This window comes from Haladaptatus sp. R4 (assembly GCF_001625445.1).
GTDB lineage: Archaea > Halobacteriota > Halobacteria > Halobacteriales > Haladaptataceae > Haladaptatus.
Window position 1 is genome coordinate 107,411 of sequence record NZ_LWHG01000030.1, and the last position, 24,701, is coordinate 132,111.

General features: G+C 54.0%; 20 protein-coding genes and 4 pseudogenes. 17 read left to right on the forward strand and 7 right to left on the reverse strand.

What is annotated here, in order from left to right; translation table 11 throughout:
* The first annotated feature begins 7 nt into the window (after positions 1–7).
* The 7 genes and pseudogenes from A4G99_RS20060 (at position 8) to A4G99_RS20090 (ending at position 8,506) form a co-directional block, all read left to right on the forward strand.
* Positions 8–928, forward strand: a complete 921-nt coding sequence (locus A4G99_RS20060) for an ABC transporter permease (protein WP_223302058.1) — start codon at positions 8–10, stop codon at positions 926–928.
* Positions 925–1,773, forward strand: a complete 849-nt coding sequence (locus A4G99_RS20065) for an ABC transporter permease (protein ID WP_082837953.1) — start codon at positions 925–927, stop codon at positions 1,771–1,773. Before A4G99_RS20060 ends, A4G99_RS20065 begins: the two co-directional genes overlap by 4 nt.
* An 84-nt stretch (positions 1,774–1,857) precedes the next feature.
* On the forward strand, positions 1,858–3,069 hold the full coding sequence (locus A4G99_RS20070) for a spermidine/putrescine ABC transporter substrate-binding protein (protein WP_066147535.1): 1,212 nt from the start codon (positions 1,858–1,860) through the stop codon (positions 3,067–3,069).
* 1 nt (position 3,070) lies between these two features.
* Positions 3,071–4,225, forward strand: coding sequence for an ABC transporter ATP-binding protein (locus A4G99_RS20075; RefSeq protein WP_066147537.1), 1,155 nt, complete (start codon positions 3,071–3,073; stop codon positions 4,223–4,225).
* 44 nt (positions 4,226–4,269) lie between these two features.
* A pseudogene (locus tag A4G99_RS20080) lies at positions 4,270–5,780 on the forward strand (aldehyde dehydrogenase family protein).
* Positions 5,781–5,946: 166 nt separating this feature from the next.
* Positions 5,947–7,371 (forward strand): aldehyde dehydrogenase, encoded by a 1,425-nt coding sequence (locus A4G99_RS20085; protein WP_066147539.1) that lies wholly within the window; start codon positions 5,947–5,949, stop codon positions 7,369–7,371.
* A 1-nt stretch (position 7,372) separates the two neighbouring features.
* On the forward strand, positions 7,373–8,506 hold the full coding sequence (locus tag A4G99_RS20090; RefSeq protein ID WP_066147541.1) for a saccharopine dehydrogenase family protein: 1,134 nt from the start codon (positions 7,373–7,375) through the stop codon (positions 8,504–8,506).
* 12 nt (positions 8,507–8,518) lie between these two features.
* Here A4G99_RS20090 and A4G99_RS28975 read toward each other — a convergent pair whose 3' ends face one another.
* The 3 genes from A4G99_RS28975 to A4G99_RS20100 form a co-directional block, all read right to left on the reverse strand.
* On the reverse strand, positions 8,519–8,644 hold the full coding sequence (locus tag A4G99_RS28975; protein WP_255359152.1) for a hypothetical protein: 126 nt from the start codon (positions 8,642–8,644) through the stop codon (positions 8,519–8,521).
* A gap of 134 nt (positions 8,645–8,778) precedes the next feature.
* Positions 8,779–9,627, reverse strand: a complete 849-nt coding sequence (locus A4G99_RS20095; protein ID WP_066147543.1) for an ABC transporter permease — start codon at positions 9,625–9,627, stop codon at positions 8,779–8,781.
* Positions 9,624–10,679 carry an ATP-binding cassette domain-containing protein gene (locus A4G99_RS20100; protein ID WP_066147545.1) on the reverse strand — a complete coding sequence of 352 codons (1,056 nt, stop codon included), beginning with the start codon at positions 10,677–10,679 and terminating at the stop codon, positions 9,624–9,626. The genes A4G99_RS20095 and A4G99_RS20100 overlap by 4 nt, the downstream gene beginning before the upstream one ends.
* 478 nt (positions 10,680–11,157) lie before the next feature.
* Between A4G99_RS20100 and A4G99_RS20105 the strand changes: the two genes are divergently transcribed.
* From A4G99_RS20105 to A4G99_RS20115, 3 genes and pseudogenes are all read left to right on the forward strand, one after another.
* Positions 11,158–11,766 (forward strand): helix-turn-helix domain-containing protein, encoded by a 609-nt coding sequence (locus A4G99_RS20105; RefSeq protein ID WP_066147548.1) that lies wholly within the window; start codon positions 11,158–11,160, stop codon positions 11,764–11,766.
* Positions 11,763–12,263, forward strand: a pseudogene (locus A4G99_RS20110) (hypothetical protein). Before A4G99_RS20105 ends, A4G99_RS20110 begins: the two are co-directional and overlap by 4 nt.
* A 336-nt stretch (positions 12,264–12,599) precedes the next feature.
* Complete coding sequence (locus A4G99_RS20115; protein WP_066147549.1) at positions 12,600–13,130, forward strand: Lrp/AsnC family transcriptional regulator; 531 nt, start codon at positions 12,600–12,602, stop codon at positions 13,128–13,130.
* 36 nt (positions 13,131–13,166) lie between these two features.
* Here A4G99_RS20115 and A4G99_RS20120 read toward each other — a convergent pair whose 3' ends face one another.
* A complete protein-coding gene (locus A4G99_RS20120; protein WP_066147551.1) occupies positions 13,167–13,499 on the reverse strand; it encodes a cupin domain-containing protein in 333 nt (110 codons plus the stop codon).
* Positions 13,496–13,945, reverse strand: a complete 450-nt coding sequence (locus A4G99_RS20125; protein WP_150123180.1) for a hypothetical protein — start codon at positions 13,943–13,945, stop codon at positions 13,496–13,498. Before A4G99_RS20125 ends, A4G99_RS20120 begins: the two co-directional genes overlap by 4 nt.
* Positions 13,946–14,147: 202 nt before the next feature.
* Between A4G99_RS20125 and A4G99_RS20130 the strand changes: the two are divergent.
* The 3 genes and pseudogenes from A4G99_RS20130 to A4G99_RS20135 all read left to right on the forward strand — a co-directional run.
* Positions 14,148–15,536, forward strand: a pseudogene (locus A4G99_RS20130) (hydantoinase/oxoprolinase family protein); the annotation flags it as partial.
* Between the two features lie 209 nt (positions 15,537–15,745).
* Positions 15,746–16,174 carry a hypothetical protein gene (locus A4G99_RS27775; RefSeq protein WP_223302076.1) on the forward strand — a complete coding sequence of 143 codons (429 nt, stop codon included), beginning with the start codon at positions 15,746–15,748 and terminating at the stop codon, positions 16,172–16,174.
* Entirely contained in the window at positions 16,171–17,952 is a 1,782-nt protein-coding gene (locus A4G99_RS20135; protein ID WP_066147555.1) for a hydantoinase B/oxoprolinase family protein, read from the forward strand. The genes A4G99_RS27775 and A4G99_RS20135 overlap by 4 nt, the downstream gene beginning before the upstream one ends.
* Before the next feature lie 803 nt (positions 17,953–18,755).
* Here A4G99_RS20135 and A4G99_RS20140 read toward each other — a convergent pair.
* A complete protein-coding gene (locus A4G99_RS20140) occupies positions 18,756–19,097 on the reverse strand; it encodes a hypothetical protein (protein WP_223302059.1) in 342 nt (113 codons plus the stop codon).
* Between the two features lie 687 nt (positions 19,098–19,784).
* Positions 19,785–20,282, reverse strand: coding sequence for a nitroreductase family protein (locus A4G99_RS20145; protein ID WP_066147559.1), 498 nt, complete (start codon positions 20,280–20,282; stop codon positions 19,785–19,787).
* A 1,576-nt stretch (positions 20,283–21,858) separates the two neighbouring features.
* Between A4G99_RS20145 and A4G99_RS20155 the strand changes: the two genes are divergently transcribed.
* The 4 genes and pseudogenes from A4G99_RS20155 to A4G99_RS20165 form a co-directional block, all read left to right on the forward strand.
* Positions 21,859–22,497 (forward strand): hypothetical protein, encoded by a 639-nt coding sequence (locus A4G99_RS20155; protein ID WP_066147563.1) that lies wholly within the window; start codon positions 21,859–21,861, stop codon positions 22,495–22,497.
* 874 nt (positions 22,498–23,371) lie between these two features.
* On the forward strand, positions 23,372–23,707 hold the full coding sequence (locus A4G99_RS27780; RefSeq protein WP_223302060.1) for a dihydrofolate reductase family protein: 336 nt from the start codon (positions 23,372–23,374) through the stop codon (positions 23,705–23,707).
* Entirely contained in the window at positions 23,704–23,925 is a 222-nt protein-coding gene (locus tag A4G99_RS27785) for a dihydrofolate reductase family protein (protein WP_255359153.1), read from the forward strand. Before A4G99_RS27780 ends, A4G99_RS27785 begins: the two co-directional genes overlap by 4 nt.
* A 211-nt stretch (positions 23,926–24,136) precedes the next feature.
* A pseudogene (locus A4G99_RS20165) lies at positions 24,137–24,487 on the forward strand (cytochrome P450); the annotation flags it as partial.
* Between the last annotated feature and the right edge of the window lie 214 nt (positions 24,488–24,701).

Consider the following 24,701-nt stretch of genomic DNA (forward strand, 5'->3'; position numbering starts at 1 on the left):
CGTGAACATGCTCCCGAGCACGTTCTGGCTGATCACGTTCTTCTTCATTCCGCTGGCCGTGATGTTCTACTATAGCTTCGGTCAACGGGGAGCGTTTGGTGAGGTACTTATCGGGCCGGACTATCTCGGTTTGCAACAGTACGCCCAGTTTTTCATCCCCGATGGTGCGTCCATAGTGGACAGTATTTGGTATACCATCGCATGGGTGATCGACGCCATTATCCCAGTGACTCTCCATCTCGCGTCGGGAGAGCCGACGCCGTACGTTCAGTTAACGTTGAAGAGCATCGGCTTCGGAATTATCGCGACGGTGGCATCGTTTGTCATCGGCTATCCCGTTGCATACTATGTCGGTCGTCTGGCGCCCGAAGAGTATCAAGACCTGCTCTTAGTGTTAATTATCCTCCCGTTTTGGGCGTCGTTCTTGGTTCGAATCTATGCGATCCAAATATTGTTATCAGGAAATAGCGTTCTGATGAACGCGTTGGGGCTTCTTCCCTTCATCTCCCCGGGACAGTCGTTGATGAACTCACGATTTGCGGTCATGGTGGGATTAGTGTATATCTGGATCCCGTTCATGATCCTTCCCGTCTACGCGAGTTTGGAGGAAATCGATTTTACCCTTCGAGAAGCGGCGATGGATCTCGGTGCGAATCGATTTCAGGCGTTTCGACGGGTCGTCTTTCCGTTATCGATGCCGGGGGTAGTGGCGGGAAGCCTATTGGTTTTCATTCCGAGCACGGGAGCGTACGTCATCCCCGACCTACTCGGTGGGACGGATAGTCAGATGATCGGGAACTTCATCGCGGAGCAGTTCGGCGCAGCAGGAAACTGGCCGCTTGGAGCGGCCGGGTCGTTCACGCTAATGGGAATCATGCTGGTTGCGATTGCGATCTACCAGCGATACGGGAGCGCTGACCTGGTATGAATACGGAATCCCCACAGCGTACCTGGGTCTCCCGAATTCGGACACGGCTCTTTCGAAACGGTGGGTCGATACTCGCCGTCGAAACCTTGCTCTTCTATCTCTTTCTCTACGTCCCGATCGCCGTGCTCATCTCCTTGTCGTTCAACAACTCGCGATATGCGTTAGTGTGGCAAGGATTCACGACGAAGTGGTATCAGTCCCTGCTTGCGGGTCAAACCGTCGCTCGCGTTAATCCCCACGCTGCGTTCACAGCCCTTGTCCATTCGGTCGAAATCGCACTCGTCACCGTCATCGTGAGCACCGTATTTGGAACGATGCTGGCGTTCGCCCTCGATCGGTACGAGTTCCCCGGAAAGGGGTTATTTACGGGGCTCGTCTATATGCCGATCATCATTCCGAGCATCGTGATGGGAATCTCGCTGCTGCTCTTCTTCAATATCGTGGGAATGACGCTGGGACTCCACACGGCAATGATCGGTCACATCGCTTTCGACATTAGCTTCGTCGCTATCGTCGTGCTCGCTCGACTGCAGAGTTTCAATCACACCTTGGAAGAGGCAGCCAAAGACTTGGGGGCAAACGAGTTGGAGACATTCCGGTATGTCACCTTACCACTTATCAAACCCGGAATCATGGCCGGTGCGCTACTCGCGTTCGCCATGAGCTTCGACGACTTCGTGGTTACTTTCTTCATTATCGGTAATCAGAACACCCTTCCGATTTTCTTCTTCTCGATGGTTCGGCAGGGAATCACGCCCGGGGTCAACGTCATCGCTGCGCTCATAATCGTCGTCACGATGGCGGTGGTCGCGGTCGCCCAGTGGTTCGAAGGGCCGATCTGGTAGAAAAAGATTCGGGATTATAGCTTCAATTCCCCAATCTTTATGTCACGTAGGCCCATTTTACCAAAAAGAATCGGTGTGATACACATGGACAAGCATGGTAACCCTCGGGATGGCAGACGACGATTTCTCAAGACGACGGGGACGCTGGCGACGGTCGGACTCACCGGTCTCGCCGGGTGTTCGAGCGGGAACGATCAGAACGGTGGTCAGTCCAGTACGACGAGTTCCTCTTCGTCGAAGGGAGCGTCCGCTGGAAGCTCCAAACTCAGGAAAAAGTACGGACTGAAGAAACTCGATTACAAGGTGGAGGATCAGCTAAACATCTTCCAGTGGGGAGATTATTGGCCGGACGGTACCGTTCAGGACTTCGAGAAGGCCTACGGGGTGAAGGTCAACGTCTCGAACTACGCCTCCAACGAGGAGATGTTCAACAAACTCAAGGCCGGTGGAACCAGCCAGTACGACCTCATCTTCCCGAGCGACTATATGATCAACGTCCTCGTCAAACAGGGGATGATACGGAAATTTGACAAACAAAAGATTCCTAACTATAGCAACCTCGACAAGAAGTTCACGGACACGCCGTACGATCCAAATCCCGGAACTTACTCTGCTCCGTACCAGTGGGGGACGTCCGGCATCGGATATAACAAACAGATGCTCGGTGGAAACGTGAAAATTGATTCGTGGGACGCGATGTGGAACACAAAGTGGAAAGGGCAAATGACGATGCTCAACGATATGCGGGAGACCATTGGCGCCGCTCTGAAACGCCTTGGCTACTCGTTGAATACAAAAGACGAGAAGAAGATCAACGAGGCAAAACAGACGTTGATTAAGCAGAAGAAACTGCTAAAGACGTACGATTCGTCGAACTTCACGACCAACCTGATCAACAAGCAGGCGAGCCCCGTACACGGCTGGTCCGGTGGGGTGTTTCAGGCATATTGGGAGACGAATAAGAATGGATCGTCACCCATCGGCTATACAGTTCCGAAGGAGGGAGGAGTCATCTGGGTCGATAACGGAGCGGTCACCAAGGACGCGAACCACCCGAACGCAGCGTACGCGTTCATCAACTACTATCTCAACGCAAAAATCGGCGCACGCATCACGAACTACACCTACTACGGAAGTCCGAACAAAGCGGCCGAGAAGAACATCAACAAAGACATCCTGAACAACAAGAGCATCTACCCCGATTCAAAGACGATGAAGAAACTCGAATACATACGAAACATCGGTCAGGCGACGACGAAATACAACGAGGCCTGGACCGAAATCAAGAACGCATAACATGACGGAATACGATGTGCGACTCGACGGAATCACCAAGCGATTCGATGATGTCGTTGCGGTCAACGACGTGAGCCTCGACATCGAATCGGGGAAGTTTCTCACCCTCCTTGGACCGTCGGGATGCGGAAAAACGACGTTATTACGCTGTATCGACGGATTCGAGACCCCTACCAAGGGTGACGTGTATATTCGCGGGCAACGGGTCAATGGCATCCCGCCGTTCGAACGCGATACGAGTATGGTGTTCCAATCGTACGCCTTGTTCCCCCATATGACGGTGGGGGAGAACGTCGCGTTCGGACTCGAGATGCAGGGACTACCATCGGGCGAAACCCGGTCGACGGACGGTGGATCCACGTCGAATAGTAGTCTCAGCACATCTTTCAAGCGGCTTCTCAAACGGACCGGGAGCGAAGAAGTCGACGCTCGGGTTGCAGAAGCACTCGAACTGGTCGAACTCCCCGAATATCAGGATCGGAAGATAAGCGAACTTTCCGGTGGGCAACAACAGCGTGTCGCCCTCGCCCGTGCATTGGTTACCCAACCGACGGTATTATTGCTCGACGAGCCGCTCGGTGCGCTCGATTTGAAGCTCCGAAAGAACATGCAGGTCGAGCTAAAGAACCTCCAAGAAGAGTTGGACACCACATTCGTCTATGTGACACACGACCAGGAGGAGGCACTGACGATGAGCGACGAAATCGCCGTGATGAACGACGGTCATCTCGAACAGTTGGGGTCTGCAACGGAGATTTATGAGGAGCCCGAGACGGAGTTCGTCGCGGACTTCATCGGAGAAACGAACCTCATCAGGGGAAGTTACGAGGAGACGGCGAACGGCGCAGTCATCGAGCGTAATGGCCTTTCGTTTAGAGTACCGCGTAATCCCGACGCCGAGGGAACCGTTTCGTTCGCAGTTCGACCAGAGAAGATCCGTCTCGGCACGGATGCTCGTGAACTGGACAACTCCTTTGAGGGGAAAGTGAACGAAGAGATTTACAAAGGCAATCTAGGCAAGTTCGTCGTAGAGCTCTCGAACGGCCAAGAGCTTACCATGGATATGCAAATAACCGACCGTAGTGAATATCTCTCGACCGGGGAAACCGTGACGGTCGGGTGGTCGGCAGATAATGCGGTCGTGTTGACGAGATAACACACCCGCCAGCAGAACAATCATCGAAAGCAGATCAGCATCCAATGACAGAGTATACTGACTCACTTAGAGCAAATCACGAATCGGCCATTGAAAACGCAACCGACGGCGTAACGTTCGGCATCATCGTTGACGGCGAAACCAGCCACACGGCAGCCGAAGAGACGTTTCAGCCGGCCGACCCGGCAATCGCGGCACCGATCGCGGAAGTGGCACGCGGTCGAGATGCAGATGTCGATGCCGCGGTAGGGGCCGCCACCGAGGCGTACGAGGGGGAATGGGGTGATACAACACCATTGGAACGCGGTGATATCATCCGAGAATGGACGGCAGTCCTTCGCGACCACCTCGATGACCTCGCACTCCTCGAAACACTCGAGGTCGGAAAACCGCTTTCATCCGCCCGTGCCGACATCGAGACGGGCCTCGATTTCTTCGAGTACTATGCCGCAGCGGCTGTTGGAGAGGAAGGATCGGTACCGCCCGTCGGCGACGACTCATTCGCGTACGTTAGTCGAGAGCCCTACGGCGTAACCGGCCAAATCCTCCCGTGGAACTATCCTGTTCTATTGATGGGCTGGAAGGTCGGTGCTTCCCTCGCGGCGGGGAATACGTCGGTGACGAAACCCGCAGAGCAAGCACCGCTCGCAGTAATTCGAGCGGCTCAACTCGCACAAGGTATTCTTCCCGATGGCGTATTGAACGTCGTTCCCGGATTCGGTGACGAAGCCGTGCGGCCGTCGCCAGCCACGATGGCATTCGAAAAGTGTCATTCACCGGCTCGGTACCCGTGGGTCAAGAAGTCATGCGGGCGGCTTCGGACGACGTCACACCCGTCACGCTAGAGCTGGGCGGGAAAAATCCCTTTGTGGTGTTCCCCGACGCTGATGTGGAAGCGGCTGCACGGACAGCAGCCGTTGCGGGGCTCTATAACAACGGCCAATCGTGCGATTCGGGGACCCGTCTCCTCGTCCATCGAGAGATAAAAGATGAGTTCCTCGACTACTACCTCGACGCTGTCGAAGCTCGAACCATCGGCGATCCCCTCCAAGGCGCGAACCAAGGACCGCTCTGCTATGCGGACCATCGGGAGAAGGTAGAGAAGTACGTCGAACTCGGTCGAGAGGAAGGAGCAACGATCCTTACCGGAGGAAACCGTCCGGATGATGATGAACTCAATGACGGCTACTACTTCGAACCGACCGTCTTCGGGGACGTTGACCCTGAGATGAGAATCGCACAGGAAGAGGTGTTCGGACCGGTCCAATTCGTTCTCGAGTTTTCGTCGTATGAGGAGGCTATCGAGATTGCAAACGACGTGACCTACGGTCTCACCGCAGGAGTATTCACACAGAACGCCTCCCGGGCGCATCGAGCGGCCGCAGAAATCGCGGCAGGAAGCATCTGGGTGAATCAGTACTTCGGTACCGTCCCCGGAACGCCGTTCGGTGGCTTCAAACAATCCGGTATCGGTCGGGAGTGTGGAAAAGAGGCGCTCACGGAATACACACAGAGTAAATCCGTTCACCTCGCTCTCGAAGATCCAACGTTCTGAGCGGTATCGGTGGAACGATCGTACTTTTGTGATCGTTGTGAGGCGAGGAGCTTTTTCGAACAATGAATTCGGAACCGCACCCACAATTCCGAAATCTTTCCGCTATAGACTCTCCATTCCGGAAAGATTTTTGGTGCATGTGGCCATTTGATAGAGTGACTCACGCATGAGACAGCTATACATCGATGGAGAGTGGGTCGACGCCGCGTCCAACGAGGGCATCGACGTCGATTCACCGGTTACGGGGGAGGTCATCGATACCGTCCCCAGTGCATCCGTACAGGATGTACGAACGGCAGTCGATGCCGCCCGCCGTGCGGAACGCGAACTCGAGGAGATGACCGCGTTCGAACGTGCGGCGGTGCTCGACGAGGTAACCGATTACTTCGAAGCACACGAGGACGAAATCGCCGAACTCATCACGCGCGAAGAGGGTAAACCACTCCACGAATCCTACGAGGAGACCGAATACGTCATCGAATCGAGTGATGACTACGGACACGATGCGATCCGGTTGTTCGGCGACGTCGTCCCATCGGAGTTCAGGGGACGATTTGCATACACGCAACGTGAGCCGTACGGTCCGTGTGCGGTCATTAGCCCGTGGAACTTCCCCCTCGAAGTTCCCGGTGGAAGCATTTATTCGGCCATTGCCACCGCGAATCCGGTCGTGTTCAAGCCCGCCGAGGAAACACCGCTGACCGCCTACCACATCGCGGAGGCGTTCGACCAGTCGAGCCTTCCTAACGGCGCTTTCAATCTCATCACGGGGGCGGGCGAAACCGGTGCAGAATTGGTCGGACACCAAGACATTCGACTCATCGCATTTACCGGTAGTACCGAAGTTGGGCAACAAATCGCCAAGACCGCCGCAGAGCGCAACGCTCAGTGCCTGCTGGAGATGGGCGGAAAGGATCCGATTCTCGTCCTCGACGACGCCGATGTGGATCACGCCGCTGAGAGTATCGTTGTGGGGAGCAACTGGAACGCAGGGCAGGTGTGCTGTGGGACCGAGCGTATCATCACGACCGAAGGCGTTCACGATGCGTTGGTCGAAGCCGTCGTAGAGAAAACGGAGGCCCTCACGTTAGGCGACCCCTTTGAGGAGGGGACAGACATGGGACCGATGGTGAGCGAGCGGATTCAACAGAAGGTCAAAGACCACGTCGACAGCGCGGTACACCAAGGAGCCCAACTCTTGGCTGGTGGTGACACTGACGGCCTGTTCTACACCCCTACGGTGTTGGACGATGTGACTGAAGAGATGGATATCGCTACAGAGGAGACGTTCGGACCGGTTTCTCCCGTGATTCGCGTCGACGACTACAAGGAAGCTATCGAAGTCGCCAATCGTTCACCGTACGGTCTCCAAGCCGCAATCTTCACCGATTCGCTTGAACGCGCTCACGATGCCGCGAACCGTCTGAAGGCGGGCGGTGTGTTCGTCAATGAAACCAACAATTATTGGGAGCGGTTGCTTCCGTTCGGCGGGTATGGAAATAGCGGCTCCGGTGGTCGGTATGGGAGCAAGTGGCACCTCGAATCGATGACGCAAACGAAGGCGGTTATGATGAACTACAAGGATTACTAACATGAATGTCGTAACACTCGGCGGCTGTGGTGCAATGGGACGGGCGACGTCCTACGAGCTCGCAGGGAGAACAGACACCGAACTGACGATCGCAGACGCGGATATCGACACTGCAAGGGAACTCGCTGCGGACCTTCCTGGAGAAGTCGAGACCGAGAAAGTCGATGTGACTAATCACGACCACCTCGTCGGCGTGCTGACCGAGGCGGATGTCGTCGCGAATGCGCTTCCGTATGCGTTCAACATCGACGTGATGGAAGCGTGTTTAGAAGCGGACGCACATTATCTTGACCTCGGTGGACTCTATCATAAAACTCAGGAGCAACTCGAACTCGACGAGGCATTCGATGAAGCGGAGCTCACTGCAGTTCTCGGTATTGGCGCCAGCCCAGGATTAACGAACGTCGCGGCTGCGATGGGTGCAAGTCATCTCGACCAGGTCGATGAGGTTCATATCCGAACTGGTGCGAAGGGTGGTGGTGAAGGATTCGCATATTCCGCAAAGACGATCTTGGACGAGCTCACAATGAATCCGGTCGTCTTCGAAGATGGAGAATTCGTGGAACTCGAACCACTCTCGGGGCGGGAGACCTATACCATGCCGGACCCCATCGGCGAAGTCGAAGGATTTCACAGTATCCACTCCGAGTTAGCGACGATGCCCTACACATTCGACGGCGTCGAGACCGTCGATTTCCGCGTCGCGTTCTCTCCCGACTTAGTAAACATCTGTGACGTGCTCATCGGACTGAATCTCACCAGCGAGAAGGAAGTCGAATTCAAGAATGCAACGTTCACCCCTCGCGAATTCCTCGATTGGCATCTCGACCAACAACCGAAACCCGGCGCAGTCGAAGAGTGGAAATCGTTCCGAGTAGATGTCACTGGCAAAGAAGACGGTGAAGATGCTCAGTATCAGTATTCTGTGGTCGTAGAGTCACGTCTCGACGATTGGGGACTAAAAGCCACCGCAGTGTGGACCGGTGTACCGATGGGTATCGCAGCAGAGCTAGTTGGCCGTGGCGAAGCACTCCAAACCGGTGCAAAGCCACCCGAACAAGTACTAGACCCCAAGCAGTTCATCGACGAGCTGCAAGAGCGTGATATCGTCATCACCGAGAACAAAATAATGTGAGCAGACGGCTAATCACATCACGGTAAACCCGTTAGTCCACATCGTAACCCTGAGTTGCAGTTCGTTGCCCCGACATTCTTCGAAGGAACGCTGTGAGTTGATTGCGTTCGTCCCCGTTTCGGTCGTTGACGTGTCCATACCGGAGAGAACGTGCGCAGCAGTAATGATTCTCTGCTCGAATACGTTCTAACCAACGCTCAATGATCGAGAAAGATGGTGCTGCGAACCGTTAGTATAGATGACGAATCGAGCGTTTCAGGACTGCCGCGCAGTTACCGAGCGGCTGAACTCGACGCCCGGCCGAGAAAGTACACCGCGATTGCCCCGAACAGCAGATCGAGGGCGACGAGCACGACGAGCGACTGACCGATGATGCCCCACGTCCATCCGGAGAGCATGATCGCTCGGGCGGCGTCTACCCCATAGGTAACAGGGTTCATCGAACTCACGACCTGAAGCCAACCGGGCAGTGCGTCGACCGGGACGAACGCGGTACTCGCGAACAACAGTGGGAACTGAATGAGGTTCGTTGCGATGCCCGTCACTGAGACGTCGCCAGTCACGATACCCAGGACGTTCGAAAACGCCATGAACCACACCGAGAACACGAGCGCCACGACGAGGATGCCGACGACACCGAGCAGGCCGGTCGTCACCGATGTGCCTAAGACGTACCCGAGTCCCAGCATGATCAGCGTCGGCACCAGGATCAACAGGAGATCTGAGAGGACCTTGCCAGTGAAGACGGCCGTGCGGCTCATCGGCGACGCGAGCGTTTTCTCGAACATTCCAGACTCGATATCTTGGACGAATCCCGTCCCGGAACCAGCCGCTGTGATAAGCGCGACTTGGATAACAATCGCCGGGACGAGGTACGCGAGATAGTCGCCGCCCGGCACAGCCCGCCCCGCGAGTTTCCCGAACACTTGGCTGAACAGCACGAGGAAGATTATCGGCTGCACTAATGCGAAGACGAGCACGAACGGTTCGCGCACCTTCTTCAAATTCCAGCGCAGGAAGTTCGTCCAGACATCACCGAGAAAGTTGTTGCCGCTCGTTTTCTCTGGGCGTCGTTGGTATTCTCTCTTGGGCTGTTTGGTCGTGGTTGTAGTAGTGGTCATTCTCGTGCCTCCATTTGGTACCCGTTCGGTTGGATTTCCCTGTCCGCAGCGTCGTTTTTCGACTCGCCTGCCAGTGTCAGGAAGACATCGTCGAGCGTCGGTGACCGGATATTGAATCCCGTGATAGTCACGCCTGCCTTCGTGAGCCGCACGAGGAGGGTGGTCCCAATCCGGCGAGCATGAGTGGCAGTGACACTAAATCCGTCTTCAGTCGGCTGAATACTCTCGATCTCGTCCCAAGCCACCACCTCAGAATCCTCGATAATCGCTCTGGCGTGTTCGACAGCTGTCTCGCTTGGGTCGTCGAGGGAGATTTCGAGAACATCGCCACCTACCTGGGCTTTGAGTTCGGCCGGCGAACCGGTCGCGACGATTTCCCCATCGAGAATGAGCGCGAGGTCGGAACAGAGCGCATCGGCTTCCTCGAGGTACTGGGTCGTGAGGAAAACGGTCGTTCCCTGCCGATTGATCTCACGGAAGTACTCCCAGAGCCGATTACGCGCTGCCGGATCGAGTCCGGTCGTCGGTTCATCAAGGAAGACGATCGGGGGGTGGTGAACCAGCGTCATCGCAACGTCAAGGCGCTTTTTCTGTCCACCAGAGAGCATCCCCGCGCTGTCGGCCGTCTTGGATTCGAGCCCGACGAGTTCGAGAAGGTCGTCAATCCGGGCACCCCGCTTGGCACTCGGGACACCGTAGGCACGGCAGGCGAAGTTGAGGTTCTCCCGGACGGTGAGCACCGGGTCGATACTCGTTTCTTGTGCCATATACCCAATCGACTCGCGAACTGACCGAGGATCCGTCTCAGCGTTATATCCATTGACGCTGATCTGTCCAGTGGTCGGTCGAAGCAGCGTTGTGAGCATCTTGATCGTCGTTGTTTTGCCAGCTCCGTTTGCTCCGAGAAAGCCGAAAAATTCGCCTTTCGGAATCTCGAGTGAGACGTCTTTGACCGCTTCGGTGCCATTCGAATAAGTCACTCCAAGGTTCGTTGCTTCGATAGCAAATGCTGGACTGGAGCCGGTTTCGGTTGAATTTGGTTGGCGTTGCATTGTTAGACCACAGGATATAGTAGGGAGGCACGTATTGTGGAGGTTCACTCGAACATATTCGATCAGTGTCTCAGACCGAGTTCGAACGCCGTCACGATCGAGTCGGTGTCCTCACTAACAATTCAGGAACGATCTGCAACGAGCGGCCGGTGACCGAAAACGACGTCGAAGCCACATTTGCGTTCAATCACTTTCACCCTTTCTCCTCACACGCTCACTGATCGGTCAGCTCGTTATGAGTGCACCCGCTCGGGTCTTCACTATCACTTTGGGACTGCACGAACACGGAACGAGGACAACCCGGCTTTGGACATGTTCGAGCGAATCTTGAGGGGATATCCACCCGTCTGTATTGGTGATGGCTCTCTCGTCGATATGCGTTCAGTAGCGGATTCCAGAGGATGCTCCTGGCTGACGACCTGGACAATCCAAACACTCTTTACAGATTATCTGTAAGTTGTAAACAGCGCCAACACCAATGTCACACACTGCATCCCACGCCAATGGCGATGTCATTCGAGATTTTCTCTCGGTTGCAGGCCTCCTCGAAGAGCCACGGTTAGCCCAACTATACGCCTACCTTACCCGACAGGGTCCAGCAACCGTTCAAGAACTCATGGATGTCTTGGACCTCCCACAAGGAACGGCCTATACGTACGTGAAGCGGCTGGCCGATGCGGGTGTTATCAAAGCAACGGGCGACGAACAACCGCGAACCTATGTTGCTCACACGATCGACCTCACTGTCTCGGCTGGAGATGGAACGCGTGAGTATACGATTACCCCGATGTTGGTGGACGCCGTGAGTCGCCAATCTACCAATGACGATATCGAGACATACATCGCTCGCCACGGCGTTGAGGGTCTCGCAACAGCACTCACGTATACGGTTGCACGTGAGCGCGGTGAGGTAACCCATCGGCTGATGGCCCGTGACTTGGATATCTCGTCCCTCGCTGCAGAGATTATTCTCCAGGCCCTTCGCCCGGTCGTTCACGATCACATCAACATCGAAGAATCCGGTGCGGTCAGACCTGATCTTGGGCTAGATGACGAGCAAACTACGGAAACATCTGACGACACGTGAGCGACATTCATATCGCCGACTCGGGAATGTTCATCGCTCTCGGAAAGCCCACAAACAGTCGCTATCAGAAGATGAGAGCGTTTTCCCGCAAAAATGACATTGTGTTTCTCCTCCCGGAGCGAGTCTATGAGGAGATTGCAGGAACTACCGGCGAAACCACGAGACCACCAATTGAGACAGCAATCGAAGAGGGATGGGCACAGATTGCCGATCCACTTGACTATACGATTTCAGTCGTATCGCAAGCAATGGATGGCGTCCAGTGATACATCGCAAATGCTGATGACCGACCCGCTGATGAAGTCGAACGAGCAGATGCTGCGCTTGCCGCACTCGCAGCACAACATCTCAGCACAGGGGTGGCTGCACATGTATACATTTACACGACCGACATCGCTGCAGGGGAAGGTGCCGAAACCGTACTTACATCGCACGGGTATAGCGATGCAGTGACCTTCGTGAACGCCTTCCGCTTCATCGAGAATCTTTACAACTGATAAGCGGCTCGAAGATACCTGCTCACGATCGGAATTACGAAACCGAAGAGAGTGTTGATGACGATTCACCGAATCTCGTTGCAGAAGCCTCGAATGCCGGCCACCATTCTTTGAGACACCACCGAATACACATCACGAGGCCTGAATGACACATCAAAAGACACTGGAAAATAGACACCTTGTAGCAATGAAATCAGCCTGGGACTTCTTGAACTTGAGTGATACACAAAGACCTACGACGGCATCGTTGTTACGTGCTAGACGTGGACGCCACCTGAACTCATGCCATCGGTTAATCGGAAACTACACCTCACCGGACAATGGATCCAAAGACAAATGCCACAAGACCAGGACCCTCTTACTGATGATTGGCAGGGGGACGACACTGTCAAACGACTACTCCGAGAGCACCTCGACGAAACTGACTACTCAATATACAAAGCACTGAACGAAGATGGTCGGATCTCTGATACCGAGCTCGGAGAACTAGTTGGACTCTCACGAACAGCCGCACGCCGTCGACGAAAGAAACTCGAGGAGGATGGGATCATTGACGTTCTGGGAGTCCTCGTTCTCCAACAAGCCGATTTCGCGTACGCAGACGTGTTCGTAACCCTCGACGCTCGAATCAGCAGCGATGACCTTGATGCCTTCCTTGCTGAAATACAGAAAGAAGAACTCATCTACGAGATCGATGAATACATGGGAAAATACGACCTCTTGTTGCGGGTATGGAACGCCTCGCTCGCGGACATAAATACATATCTCCGCTCACAACTACAGGCTCACGACGCCGTCGCAGACTATGAGACAATCCCGGTCACGAAGACGCATAAGGCGTGGCACAAGACGATAACAGACAGATAGTGGAAACTACTCTGGAAAAATTACTCGTGAAGTCGTCTATAGGCCGCCAAGGGTGGTATAGACGAGTTTTACCGGCATATCGGTCTCATTGACACTATAGTGTTTGGTACCAGCCGAGATGACCGAAAGTGTCCCAGAACCGACTGTGTATTCGCCCTCTGTGGTCGTGAGAGTGATCTCCCCATCTAGAATAACGGAGATCTCATCACTCTCATGAGACGTCCATCCCTCCTCCGGGGCACGTTCGCCGGGTTGGATGACGTACGATCCAGTCTGTGATTTAGGGTCGGTCGTTTCAAAGAGTGTGAGTGGGGTTCCCGTGCTCTCATCCCATACATCGTCGAGGTTTGTGAGTTCAATGTCGCTCATTGGATCGTGTCTCCATCTATTGTGGCTTCGTCGCCGATCGTTCTGTCGTTAGTCAATACGACGCCATAGACGTTGCGTGCCGTTTCCATCGTGATATAATCGTTGAGGAAGTCCTCATCTCGTCGTTCATCGTGGCCACTGACGATTGTCGCATAGACGCCGGGGAAATGTCCGGCCGACAATCGGTTCGGGAAGAGGTCAGTCTCGATGTTGTCTGAGCCCTTCAGCGGGTCAAACCAACTCGGCGAAATTGTTGTTCCATACCTGAACTCGGTTGACGAAGTATTGGCACCTCCTGACTTTTCGGTACTATCGGTTGAATTGTCACTCGTGGTTTCTGGTGATTGATTCCCTGTGCAACCGACGAAGATAGTCCCAATACGGGCAATAATCCCGTATTTTAGGAATGACCAGCGATCAAATTGGTCATCAATATCTCGAATCATGGTATCATAACCGACCCACAGGGTCTTAAACACTCCGCATAAATCCCCCGTTTCGTCACCAGTAGACAACAATACGTTGTTCTTACTCTAGAAAACGCTCGTATAGTTTGGTAGTACGAACGAATCGGTTGCTAGCGAGAAACTGATTTATACCAGTGCACGAAATGGATAGATCGTGAGTCAAGATATCAACACGCAAAGAGTGGCGGTAGACATTGGCGGGACATTCGTCGATGCTATTACCTTCAATCGAGAAACCCGAGAAATAGCTCTCGAGAAAGCACCAACCACGCCAGACCAACCTTCCGAAGGGGTGCTGCAGTCAATCGACAAAGTCCAAGCAGAAATAGAACACACCAGTGCGTTTGTCCATGGGACAACGCTTGGCCTTAACGCCGTTCTCGAACGAGATGGTGCAACCACCGGTATCATCACAAACGAAGGGTTCGCCGACGTCTACGAAATTGGCCGTACCAACCTCGAACGGCCATCGATGTACGACATCAACTACCAGAAACCAGAGTCCATGGTCCCTCGGCGTCGCCGCGTCGGCGTACCCGGCCGCCTCAATGCGCAGGGAGTGGTTGTCGAAGAACTTGACATTGACGCCGTTCGCGACGCTGCCGAGTACCTCGTTGAAGAACAGAGCGTCGAATCCATCGCAATCTGTTTCCTGCACTCCTATCAGAACGACCAACACGAACGTGCCGCCGCTGACATCGTCCAAGATACACACCCGGATATCAGTGTGTCCGTTTCAAGCGACATCAGCGGCGAATACCGGGAATACGAGCGTACCAGTACTGCCGTTCTCGACAGCTACATCAAGCCGATTTTTGAGAACTACGTCGACACCCTCGACAGCGCGCTCACAGAGAGCGGCTTCGATGGCTCGTTTTTCATCACGCGATCAGGCGGGGGAACACTCACTGCTGAGAGTGCAAAGACTGCGCCAGTCCACACGATTCTCTCCGGCCCCGCTGGCGGTCTCATTGGTGCGTCCCACGTCGGTGATGGTACCAACCGTGATAATCTCATCACCGTCGACATGGGTGGGACAAGCCTCGACGCTGCCGTCGTTGAGGACGGATCTCCCGTCGTGAAGTATGACTCCTCACTTGAACACCAACCGATGATGATTCCGGTCTACGATATTCGGACAATCGGTGCGGGCGGCGGGTCCGTCGCATGGATTGATGGCGATCTCCTCAAGGTCGGTCCTGAGAGCGCGGGTGCAGATCCCGGCCCAATCTGCTATGATAATGGCGGAACCGAACCCACCGTCACTGATGCAGCGCTGGCACTCGGCTTCCTCGACCCGGCTGACTTCCTCGGCGGCGAAATGGACACCGCCGCGGAAGCCGCACTCAATGGCATCGAAGAGAAACTCGCAACGCCACTCGACATGTCTGTCGACGAGGCCAGCAAGGGTGTCTTCGATGTCGCGCTCGCGAATACCGTGGGCGCGATCCGTGAGATAACCGTTGAAAAAGGCCTTGACCCGCGCGACTTCTCGATGGTCGCCTACGGCGGTGCTGGACCTATGTTCGTCCCTCTGCTCGCACGCGAGATTGGTGCTGGTGAAGTGCTCGTCCCCCAGGCACCTTCGGTTTTCTCCGCCTGGGGGATGCTGATGGCCGACGTTGTCTACGACTTCTCTCAAACCCACATCGCCGTTCTCGACGATGTCGACTTTGAGACGCTCTGCTCAGAATTCGATACCCTCGAAGCCGAAGGCCGTGAAACGCTCACGGAAGAGGGGATTGGCGAAACGCGCCAGAGTATCGGTCGGCAGTCGAGATGCGGTATTTCGGCCAGGAACACACCGTCGAGGTCGATGCAAACGACATCGATTCACTTGACGAACTTGCAGATCGGTTCGAAGCCCAGCACGAGTCTCGGTACGGCCACACGATGGGCGATCCCGTGCAAGTCGTTCACCTTCGTGTCCGTGCCGTCGGTGAGAATGAGAAACCGAGCCTCGAACGTGGGACGCCGCGGACAGATGGTGACCTTTCGCCCATTGATACCCGAGAAGCGTACTGTTTCGCGGTCAACGACTTCGTCGACTTCGACGTCTATCAACGTGCAGACATCAAGCCTGGCGACGAGATCGAAGGGCCTGCGGTCGTCACCGAACCGACTACATCGCTCGTCTTCCACTCAGACCAGACCGCAGACGTCGACGAGTATGGCCACATCATCATCACAACAGGAGACAAACAATGAGCACACAACAAGACATCGACCCGGCAACAGTCGAGGTGATTCGGAATTACCTCACGTCTGCCGCAACGGAGATGCAACGCACCCTTATCAGAACTGCCTACAACACAATTATCTACGAGATTCTGGACTTCGGAATCTCTATTTTCGACAGAGATCTCAATCTCATCGCAGACTCCCCGGGACTAGCACTCTTCTTGGGTGCGAACGACTACGGAATTAAGAAAGCGGTTGACCACGTTGGTGAGGAAAACATGAACCCAGGGGATGTGTTCATCATGAACTACCCCTACTGGAGTGGGACGCACACCCTCGACGTGCTCCTATTTGCTCCAGTGTTCCACGACGAGGACCTCATCGGCTATACGACCTGCCGCGCACACTGGCTTGACCTCGGTGCGAAGGACTCCGGCTACGTCCTCGACTCGACTGATGTTCACCAGGAAGGCGTGCTATTCCCCGGTACGAAAGTCTACAAGGATGGTGAGCCTGACCCGGAGATTATGGATATCATCCGGTTTAACTCCCGGATGCCCGAGAAAGTCGTTGGTGACCTGAACGCGCAGGTCGCAGCGGTCCGCACCGGTGAAGAGCGCTTGCAAGAACTATACGAGAAGTATGGCGGCGAAACTGTTGAGTCGGCGGTTAACAAGGTACTCAACCATGGTGAGGAAACCGCTCGTAAGGCCGTCGAAGAACTCCCGGACGGGAGCTGGTCGGCAACTGGATATGCCGACGGCGTCAACCGTGATTCTGACGACCTAATAAAACTCAAGGCGACCGTTACCATCGACGGCGATGAATTCGAAGTTGACTTCTCGGGGTCGTCCGACGAAGTCGACGAGCCACTCAATATCCCGCCAGGGATGAGCGAGACGATCTGTAAGCTTTGCTTTAAGACGATTACTACACCCGAGGAGGACTCGAACGGGGGACAGTACGCACCATTATCGATGACCGTTCCAAAGGGGAACATCTTCAACGCAAGTTATCCCGCCCCTACGTTCACCGTCTGGACCGGGATTGTCGCTATCGACGTGGTTTACCAGGCGCTCGCAAAGGGAATGCCTGATCGCGTCCCTGCAAGTACTGGTGGTGACCTCGCTGATATCATGCTTTACGGCGAGAACCCGGAGACAGGCCGACCGTTCGTCGAAGCGAACAATGAGGCTGTTGGCTGGGGTGCAGGCATTAACCACGATGGGGAGAACGCGCTCATGCATATCAGCGAGACAATGGTCCGAAACATCCCAATTGAGGTGTTCGAGAACAAAGCCCCAATCCGATTCGACCAACTCTCACTCCGTGAGGACTCCGGTGGTCCGGGGAAGCATCGTGGTGGCCTCGGCATCTGTCGTGACTTCCGCGTGCTCGAACCGGTCGGCGCGCTCTCGATTATACAGAAAACCCGAACCGAGAACTGGGGATTGGACGGCGGCGAACCCGGTATGAAGAACGTTGTCGCACTCGACTCCGAAGAAGATGACTTCGACGAGCGAGTGCAGATTCTCGTTGATAACGACGATCTCTACGACGATGAAGATGTAACGTATGCAGGGATGTTCCGCGGGAACTTCGTCCCGGGAGAAGTAATCTCGAACCGGACCGCAGGCGGCGGTGGATACGGCGACCCGTACGAACGTGATCCGGACGCAGTTCGCGAGGACTTCCGTGATGGCTACGTCTCACGTGAGGCTGCCCGAGAGCAGTACGGCGTCGTCGTGACCGAAGACGGTGAGATCGATCAGGAGACGACCGAGGAGCTTCGGAGCACTCGATGAACGAACACCAGTCGAAGAGGTAAACTAGACAGGGCCAATTTACCTTCTAACACATTTCTTAGAGAAGAGCGCGCTTGCTGTATCTCATTGTTAACGAACTCCAAGAAGATAATTGACGACTAGTTGTGAGTCATCCACCGATTTCTCAACAGAAAGAGCAACCCGAGTTCCTTGCAGTTCGACCACGAGTCGGGCAGCTTTGTGATCGTCGCAACTGAGAAAGAACGGAGCGAATATGTTCATCCAGCAATCGAGACAGTACTCATGGCATAGATTGGTGTTGAATATCCAGTTTGCTATCGGCGGTGGTTTTGTGTGGAGTTTGTCGGTGGTTTACAACAGGTGACTTCTCAATCCATTACATCGAAACACACGACAGTTAAAACTGGGACTCTCGGTAGGATCGCCATCCCAACTTGGATAACGACCGTCTCCACTTTCACCAACCACCAAATGGGAACGATGTTGCGGATGTCTCACTCGAATCAGTGCATCCGTTAGATGTGCTCTCGACGGTACTTGCTGCCATCGAACAACGTGGTACTCAGCAATGGGAAGCACGGTCACAAGGGTGATTACCGAGAAAAAAGCCACCCAAATCGAAGAATTCGAAACATCTGCCTCCGCAGTACAAGCCCATCGAGAGCGCTCACAGATGCTGAACTCACCAACTTCTGTGAAGATGAGCATAAACTGATAAAATGATCATCAAAAAGGATGGAGTCACCTTTCAGATCAGGAACTGGTGCTCGAAGAAGAGCAACGGTGTATAAAATAAAATCGCGTCGATGTAATGCTTCGTCTTACCAGGATGTCCGGTCGTGGCCGCCCTTCTGACTTTGCGAGTTGAAGTTCTGGGCGTTCGACCAGGCTTTCTGCGAGTTCGAGTTGCTCTGGTAGTTCGACTGGATGGCTCTCGCGTCACCAGATTTCGCGTGACCATAGAAACTCTTCGCCGACGATTTTGCGTAGTTGTCCTTCTGGTAGTTGCTGTTGCCTTGCCAGACGTGCTGGTCTTGGTCAACGTGCGAGCTTGCATACTGCCAGTTCGATTGACTATCACTCGGTTTCTTATAATCTGCAGCGGCTGCCGAACCCGCAAAGCCGACAGCAAACAGCGAGCCGACGATCGTAACTGCGAGCAAGATGCGAAGTGCCTTTTTCGTTGTTTTTCTCCTGGGTCTGGTCCAACTCGTCTATCCCCGACTTCTCCACGGTGATAGAAGAGCACCAGAACCCAAAGACCGATATTATGCCATTCGTATTTCAAGCCCGAGAATCATTGAGCAGTTCGCACTATTTATGAACGGATGTACTCCAGCATACGGATTACTAAGTTTGTCTCCTAGTTGTCGTTATCGGAGTCAATACGCTCTGATAGTATCGTTGGTCGGTCCATACAATATTCAATGATAAGTATCGTCCCGAACGTTCATCGAGATCGTTAAAGAATCAATCAAGGGATGATAGTATTCAAGCAGCAATGGAGTATCGACATAGAAGGTCAGCAACATTGATCGCGAGCAGAACCCGATGATCTTACGTTCCGATCGTCGAGTTTTCAGATTATAGGTCCGAAACCAATGGTCGTGTACTGGGTACTAGAACAGGGATATTTCGAAATACCCCGTGAAAATGCGCGGGGGGAGAACTTGAAAAATGGCAGAAATTTGTCTCTGGTTCGACCGAATGACGCCAAACTTGACTCGATATACTGCCCTACCTTCTCGTCGATAGCCGATTCTCTCTGTCCAAGCGGCGACACCACACCTACTGTCACACCACCCAACAGCTCCCTGAGGACAGTATGATCAAGGACGAAATCGACTAGCCTATAGCGACTCTCCAAACCGATTCTTCGAGACGACTTCTGCAATTGATCGCCGTCGTTTCGTCCCCATCCCGGACCCTTTGGGATAGCCAAAGCCGACAACAGCTCCGCTGACGAGCTCAAGTGGAATACCAAACTGTCTCTTCAGGGCCTCCTCCTCAATGCCAGTGTAGATACAAGAGCCGATGCCGTGATCCCAAGCTGCAAATTGCATGTGGCTGACTGCACGTCCGACATCGACGCCGGAGGAGGGGTAATCGTCAGTGAAGACAACGACAGCAAAGGCAGCATCCGCGACCCACTTCCCGCTGGTGCTCACCGTAGCCAAATCGTCGAGAGCGTCGCCATCGATCAGAAGAAAGTGCCAGTCCTGGCGGTTTCGACTTGAGGGAGCCAGTCGTGCAGCCTCTAGCACAGCACGTTCGATGTCGTCTGAAACGGGCTTATCAGCGAATTCACGAACTTCGAGTCGATGTTTGACAGTCTCCGTGAGGTCCATACGTATACTCATCGCCGAACATCCATAGCCATTTTTTACGTCAAAATCTATGGACTTTCTCTCCCATCGTCGATATCGAGATCGGGACTGATCTCCTTCACATCCACCGTCATCGTCTCGTGACCGTTCGCGGTTAGCCTTTCGGCAATGCGGTCAGCCACCTTCACGGTTTGTCCTTCACCGGTCCGTAACAGACGAGGATGGAAGCCATGGTTGTTCAGTTCCACAGAAGATCACAGTATGGATAATCACGTGGGGTCTTTCTACAGCCGTTGAACGCGAACGCGAGCAGGTGGACATTCTCCGGCAATTCTCAAACGAGGTTTTTTCTCATTTCGGAAGATGACAGCGTCGTCAATGACAACGTAGCTCTCCCCGTCAGTACACCCATCCCGAGAGGTGTACCAATCTACACCGAATCAAAACACTACGACACAAACCGACCTAAGCAACTATCGATTACTCTGAAGTGCATCTTGTTTCGCGATTGGTTTGCGGTTGGAGAGAGGACGGTGATGCGTGAATTGGTTCTGACGACTGTGTCAGTTGCTTCTGCTCACAAGCGAACATGAGAGATACCTAGCTACTGTTCTCTGAGTTGGCGGATGCCACGCAGTCCCGTCGTTTAGCGGATCCCGTAGGTCGGGAAACGAGTTCGGATTGTCAATCTAGTTTTGTAGATATTTTATATACTAGAGTGTTATTTGTGGAGGAAGCAAATATTTTATGCAATTCTACGTTTGGCAACAACACTAATGAGAGAAAGCTGAATGGGGGATAACACGGGGAACGATGCCTGATGAAACCGAACAAAACGTGCGGAGCGATCAAAACCAGGAGCACATTATCGGAGATTGTAGCGGACAGGAAGGTGAGCTATCCATCTCGATCGATCGAAATCGCGGAAGCTCGTGGAAGAGTATGGACGGGGACCGATACTATCCTGACTGAGAGCGAGGAAACAACAATTCCTCGAGGAGATGCAGTCAAATGAGGTTTACAGCAATAGTTCGGTTCATCCGCCTCGAGAACGACGGCGATCGAAATCACCACCCCCTCTTGCAGCGACATCGGATGTCCGCCCTCGTTATCGTCTTGCAACTTCTCTTGATCGTGTGTGTCGCTCCTGGTGTCGCAACCGCCGCCACGAAAGACGAACAACAGCTTGGGACCCAGTCGAAGAACCTGGAACGGATCAATGATGGGACACTCGGCGCTCTTGAAACGAGGTTGGCCACCGACTGTGCGCCAACCAACGGCACGATGACGGGCAATTGCACCGCCACCAAGACGAGCACTTCCAACGAGTGTTATTCAGGTCCCAATAGAACGACGGCTACGCAACCGAATCCCAACGATACCGGTAGCAATAGCGCGCCGACCGACCACTCCACTGATTCGGGGGCCACTGTGACTAGCTCATCGAGTACACACACGACAATGTCCGAAACAAACACGAAAGCATCGCAAAAAGCGGACCGAGCGAATGTCCGCGGGTTCGGTCTGTTGCCAGACATAAACTCACCGATTATCGCGATAATCGGAATTCTCTGTGTAGTCGGTGGACTGATCGCTCTTGCCCGATAAACTACCCCGCCCTGCTCGGTCTAATGGCCTCGCTGAGGGAGAGGTTTCCCTGCTTGTAAAACGCACTCTGCAGAAATCGGAGTGGCTCCCGGGTGTTGATTCGGGGCATGTAGCTGGGTCAAACCTGTCGATCACCGCCGAGCAAAACACTATTTCGACATTTAACGACCTCGGATTTCTGATGTTGCAGGCGCTGACTGCGAACAATAAGTTGGTCGGATACTACCGGTCGGCACTCAAACTAGTGGAATTCCTCTGGTTCATTCCCATCGCGCTCCAGACGAGGTTCGTTCACTTGACTTCGGAGCTGTGGTCCAATGACCATTCCGAGAAAATCACCGAGATAGCGGCTCAAACGACGCAGTGCACGTTCCTACTCACCGGGAGATTGGCGCTGGGACTCATCGTCCTCGCATGGTTGATCGATATACAGCCACGCGTTTTCGGGATATACCTCCTTCTGTCGGTCGTTATCGTCCCACTACCCGGACTCGCGGTCTTGGCGCTTTTCTATATTACGACAGGAGCGCTTGAATCCGATGAAGTTATAGGATGCTCCTATCATTCTCCGACCCGCTCGGTTCACAGGCCGAAACGTTTCGAACGAAAATACAAGGTAACACAATGAGATCCGATTCGATACAAAAATTGTTGATCGTCGCCGGAATACTACTGTTCATCTCGGGTATTGGGTTTGCGTTTCTCAACTCGGGATTCGGCGATTTCGGTGACAGTTCACCTTCGGAAAAGTCGCAGAATACAACGCAGCCACCAGCGAGTACGACACCCACGAAATCGAATGCGACGTTGACGGAAACATCGAGTACGAGTAGCACGACGACTTCAACATCATCACCAACAGCTACTACTACAACATCACCCTCGACAACTACGAGTAGCACAACGACTACAACACCTTCTTCAACAACTACGACTACAACATCATCCTCATCAGTACGAGTAGCACGACGACGCTTCAACATCATCACCAACAGCTACTACTACAACATCACCCTCGACAACTACCACATCACCTCCAACTACGAGTAACGCGACGACTACAACATCATCGCCAACAACCACGACTAGCACGGGAACCGGAATTACGTTGTAAGCATCGCCAGGGAACCATCTTTCGCAGTTTTAGCGCCCTGTGAACCGCCTCGGGGTCACGCTCCGAGGCACATCTTAGCGTCTGTGGTGGAAGCAGTTCCGCGAACTTGTCATCAAATGCGTCGTTTACAACTTGGAACTAGGTCTCGCTAGCTCACACGAAGACTGCAGATGGCCGTGATTCTGAGAGGAACGGACTGCTGAATAGAGAGGATATTTGCAGCAGAGCAATAATGGCAGGGGAAATAGACCTAGTTCACATAACGGCGGTCCCCTCCAGCGTCGTGGCTGTCTTCGAGAAAGCGCACAACGTAGATCCATACCGTCTAATCAGGTTCTGCCCCTTTTTTGTCGCCATATTGAATAGTCGTGACGGTCAAGAGGATTCCATGGCCGACCTCATCTACTTCATCAACTCATCACTCGACGGCTACATCGCCGACGAGAACGGGAACTTCGACTGGTCAGAGCCATCTGAGGACGCGCATGCCTTGTTCAACGATCACCAACGATCGGTCGGCACCTCCCTTATCGGCCGTCGCATGTATGAGACGATGCGGGTGTGGGACACCTTTGACCTCGACGACCTACCCGAGGTACAACGCGAGTTCGCCGAGCGTGGGGGGATACCGACAAAGTCGTCTATTCAACCACCCTGGACACCGTGCCGGAACCGCGGACCCGCCTGGAGCAGACGTTCGACTCCGAAGTGGTACAGGCCATGAAAGACCATGCCGACTGCGACCTGTCCATCGGCGGCCCCGGTCTCGCTTCCGAGGCCATCCGCGCAGGTCTGGTCGACCGGTATGTGCTGCGCTTGGTCCCGACGATCGTCGGTGGGGGAACCCAAGCCCTTCCCGATGCAGCGCGGGTCGACCTCGCTCTCAACACAACACGTCGTTTCGACGACGGCTCCGTCCTCGTCGACTACAGCCTCCGATGATCAAATCACCTCCAAACCAGGCAGCGGAATGGATCGACCGAGAAGTCACCGTCAGGAGAGCGCAATTTGGCTCTGACAACAGTGTTCGCGTCTTCTGCTTGGGAGAGATCCACCTTTCCGTGTTCTGTATCGTTTGCATTCGTCCGGGCTGGAACCAACGTAAGTATATTAGTCATCTCTTGCAAACACTAACCTATGAAGCGGACGAGCGACACGGACATCGACGGCAGACGAACTAAGCCACCAGGAGAAAATCGGCTTCTGTATGATCCTTCTCCTCGCGGGTAATATCACAACGACGAATTTACTCACGAATGCCATCTGGTCCTTCGAGGAACAAGGCATCATAGAGAACGTCCGATCAGGCGATGTCAACCGTAAGAAAGCCATTGAAGAGGTACTCCGTTATCGATCCCCGATACAGGAAATACAGCACGTCGTGCGTGAGGATATTGAGTTGGGCGGCCAGCAAATCGAGGCCGGAGAAATCGTGAATATCTGGGTGGGCGCTGCGAACCGCGACCCAGAAGTCTTCGACGACCCAGAGTCGTTCCGCCCCGAGGCACACGGTCTCGAACCGGTGATAATGAGGGGTAATGGGCGGCAGCGCTGGGCTGGTTTCTTTAAATATATAATTCGAGCTGGAATACTAACTTGAACTGCTGTCCCGACCCGAGTTTGAGTCGTGAGGTGTTCATTGGTGAGTATCTATCAATTCACAGCTTCTTCGTCGTCCGTGTGATATGGACTTCCCAGTCTGAGATATCAGGTTGGGT

Excerpts from the sequence above, each read along its gene's own strand:
- A4G99_RS20085 (WP_066147539.1), top strand. The coding sequence starts at position 5,947 with ATGAGACAGCTATACATCGATGGAGAGTGGGTCGACGCCGCGTCCAAC.
- A4G99_RS27780 (WP_223302060.1), top strand. The coding sequence starts at position 23,372 with ATGGCCGACCTCATCTACTTCATCAACTCATCACTCGACGGCTACATC.
- A4G99_RS20075 (WP_066147537.1), top strand. The coding sequence starts at position 3,071 with ATGACGGAATACGATGTGCGACTCGACGGAATCACCAAGCGATTCGAT.
- A4G99_RS20065 (WP_082837953.1), top strand. The coding sequence starts at position 925 with ATGAATACGGAATCCCCACAGCGTACCTGGGTCTCCCGAATTCGGACA.
- A4G99_RS28975 (WP_255359152.1), bottom strand. The coding sequence starts at position 8,644 with ATGGACACGTCAACGACCGAAACGGGGACGAACGCAATCAACTCACAG.
- A4G99_RS20060 (WP_223302058.1), top strand. The coding sequence starts at position 8 with ATGCTCCCGAGCACGTTCTGGCTGATCACGTTCTTCTTCATTCCGCTG.
- A4G99_RS20120 (WP_066147551.1), bottom strand. The coding sequence starts at position 13,499 with ATGAGCGACATTGAACTCACAAACCTCGACGATGTATGGGATGAGAGC.
- A4G99_RS20145 (WP_066147559.1), bottom strand. The coding sequence starts at position 20,282 with ATGGACCTCACGGAGACTGTCAAACATCGACTCGAAGTTCGTGAATTC.
- A4G99_RS27785 (WP_255359153.1), top strand. The coding sequence starts at position 23,704 with ATGAAAGACCATGCCGACTGCGACCTGTCCATCGGCGGCCCCGGTCTC.
- A4G99_RS27775 (WP_223302076.1), top strand. The coding sequence starts at position 15,746 with ATGCGGTATTTCGGCCAGGAACACACCGTCGAGGTCGATGCAAACGAC.
- A4G99_RS20095 (WP_066147543.1), bottom strand. The coding sequence starts at position 9,627 with ATGACCACTACTACAACCACGACCAAACAGCCCAAGAGAGAATACCAA.
- A4G99_RS20070 (WP_066147535.1), top strand. The coding sequence starts at position 1,858 with ATGGACAAGCATGGTAACCCTCGGGATGGCAGACGACGATTTCTCAAG.
- A4G99_RS20135 (WP_066147555.1), top strand. The coding sequence starts at position 16,171 with ATGAGCACACAACAAGACATCGACCCGGCAACAGTCGAGGTGATTCGG.
- A4G99_RS20125 (WP_150123180.1), bottom strand. The coding sequence starts at position 13,945 with ATGATTCGAGATATTGATGACCAATTTGATCGCTGGTCATTCCTAAAA.
- A4G99_RS20100 (WP_066147545.1), bottom strand. The coding sequence starts at position 10,679 with ATGCAACGCCAACCAAATTCAACCGAAACCGGCTCCAGTCCAGCATTT.
- A4G99_RS20090 (WP_066147541.1), top strand. The coding sequence starts at position 7,373 with ATGAATGTCGTAACACTCGGCGGCTGTGGTGCAATGGGACGGGCGACG.
- A4G99_RS20115 (WP_066147549.1), top strand. The coding sequence starts at position 12,600 with ATGCCACAAGACCAGGACCCTCTTACTGATGATTGGCAGGGGGACGAC.
- A4G99_RS20105 (WP_066147548.1), top strand. The coding sequence starts at position 11,158 with ATGTCACACACTGCATCCCACGCCAATGGCGATGTCATTCGAGATTTT.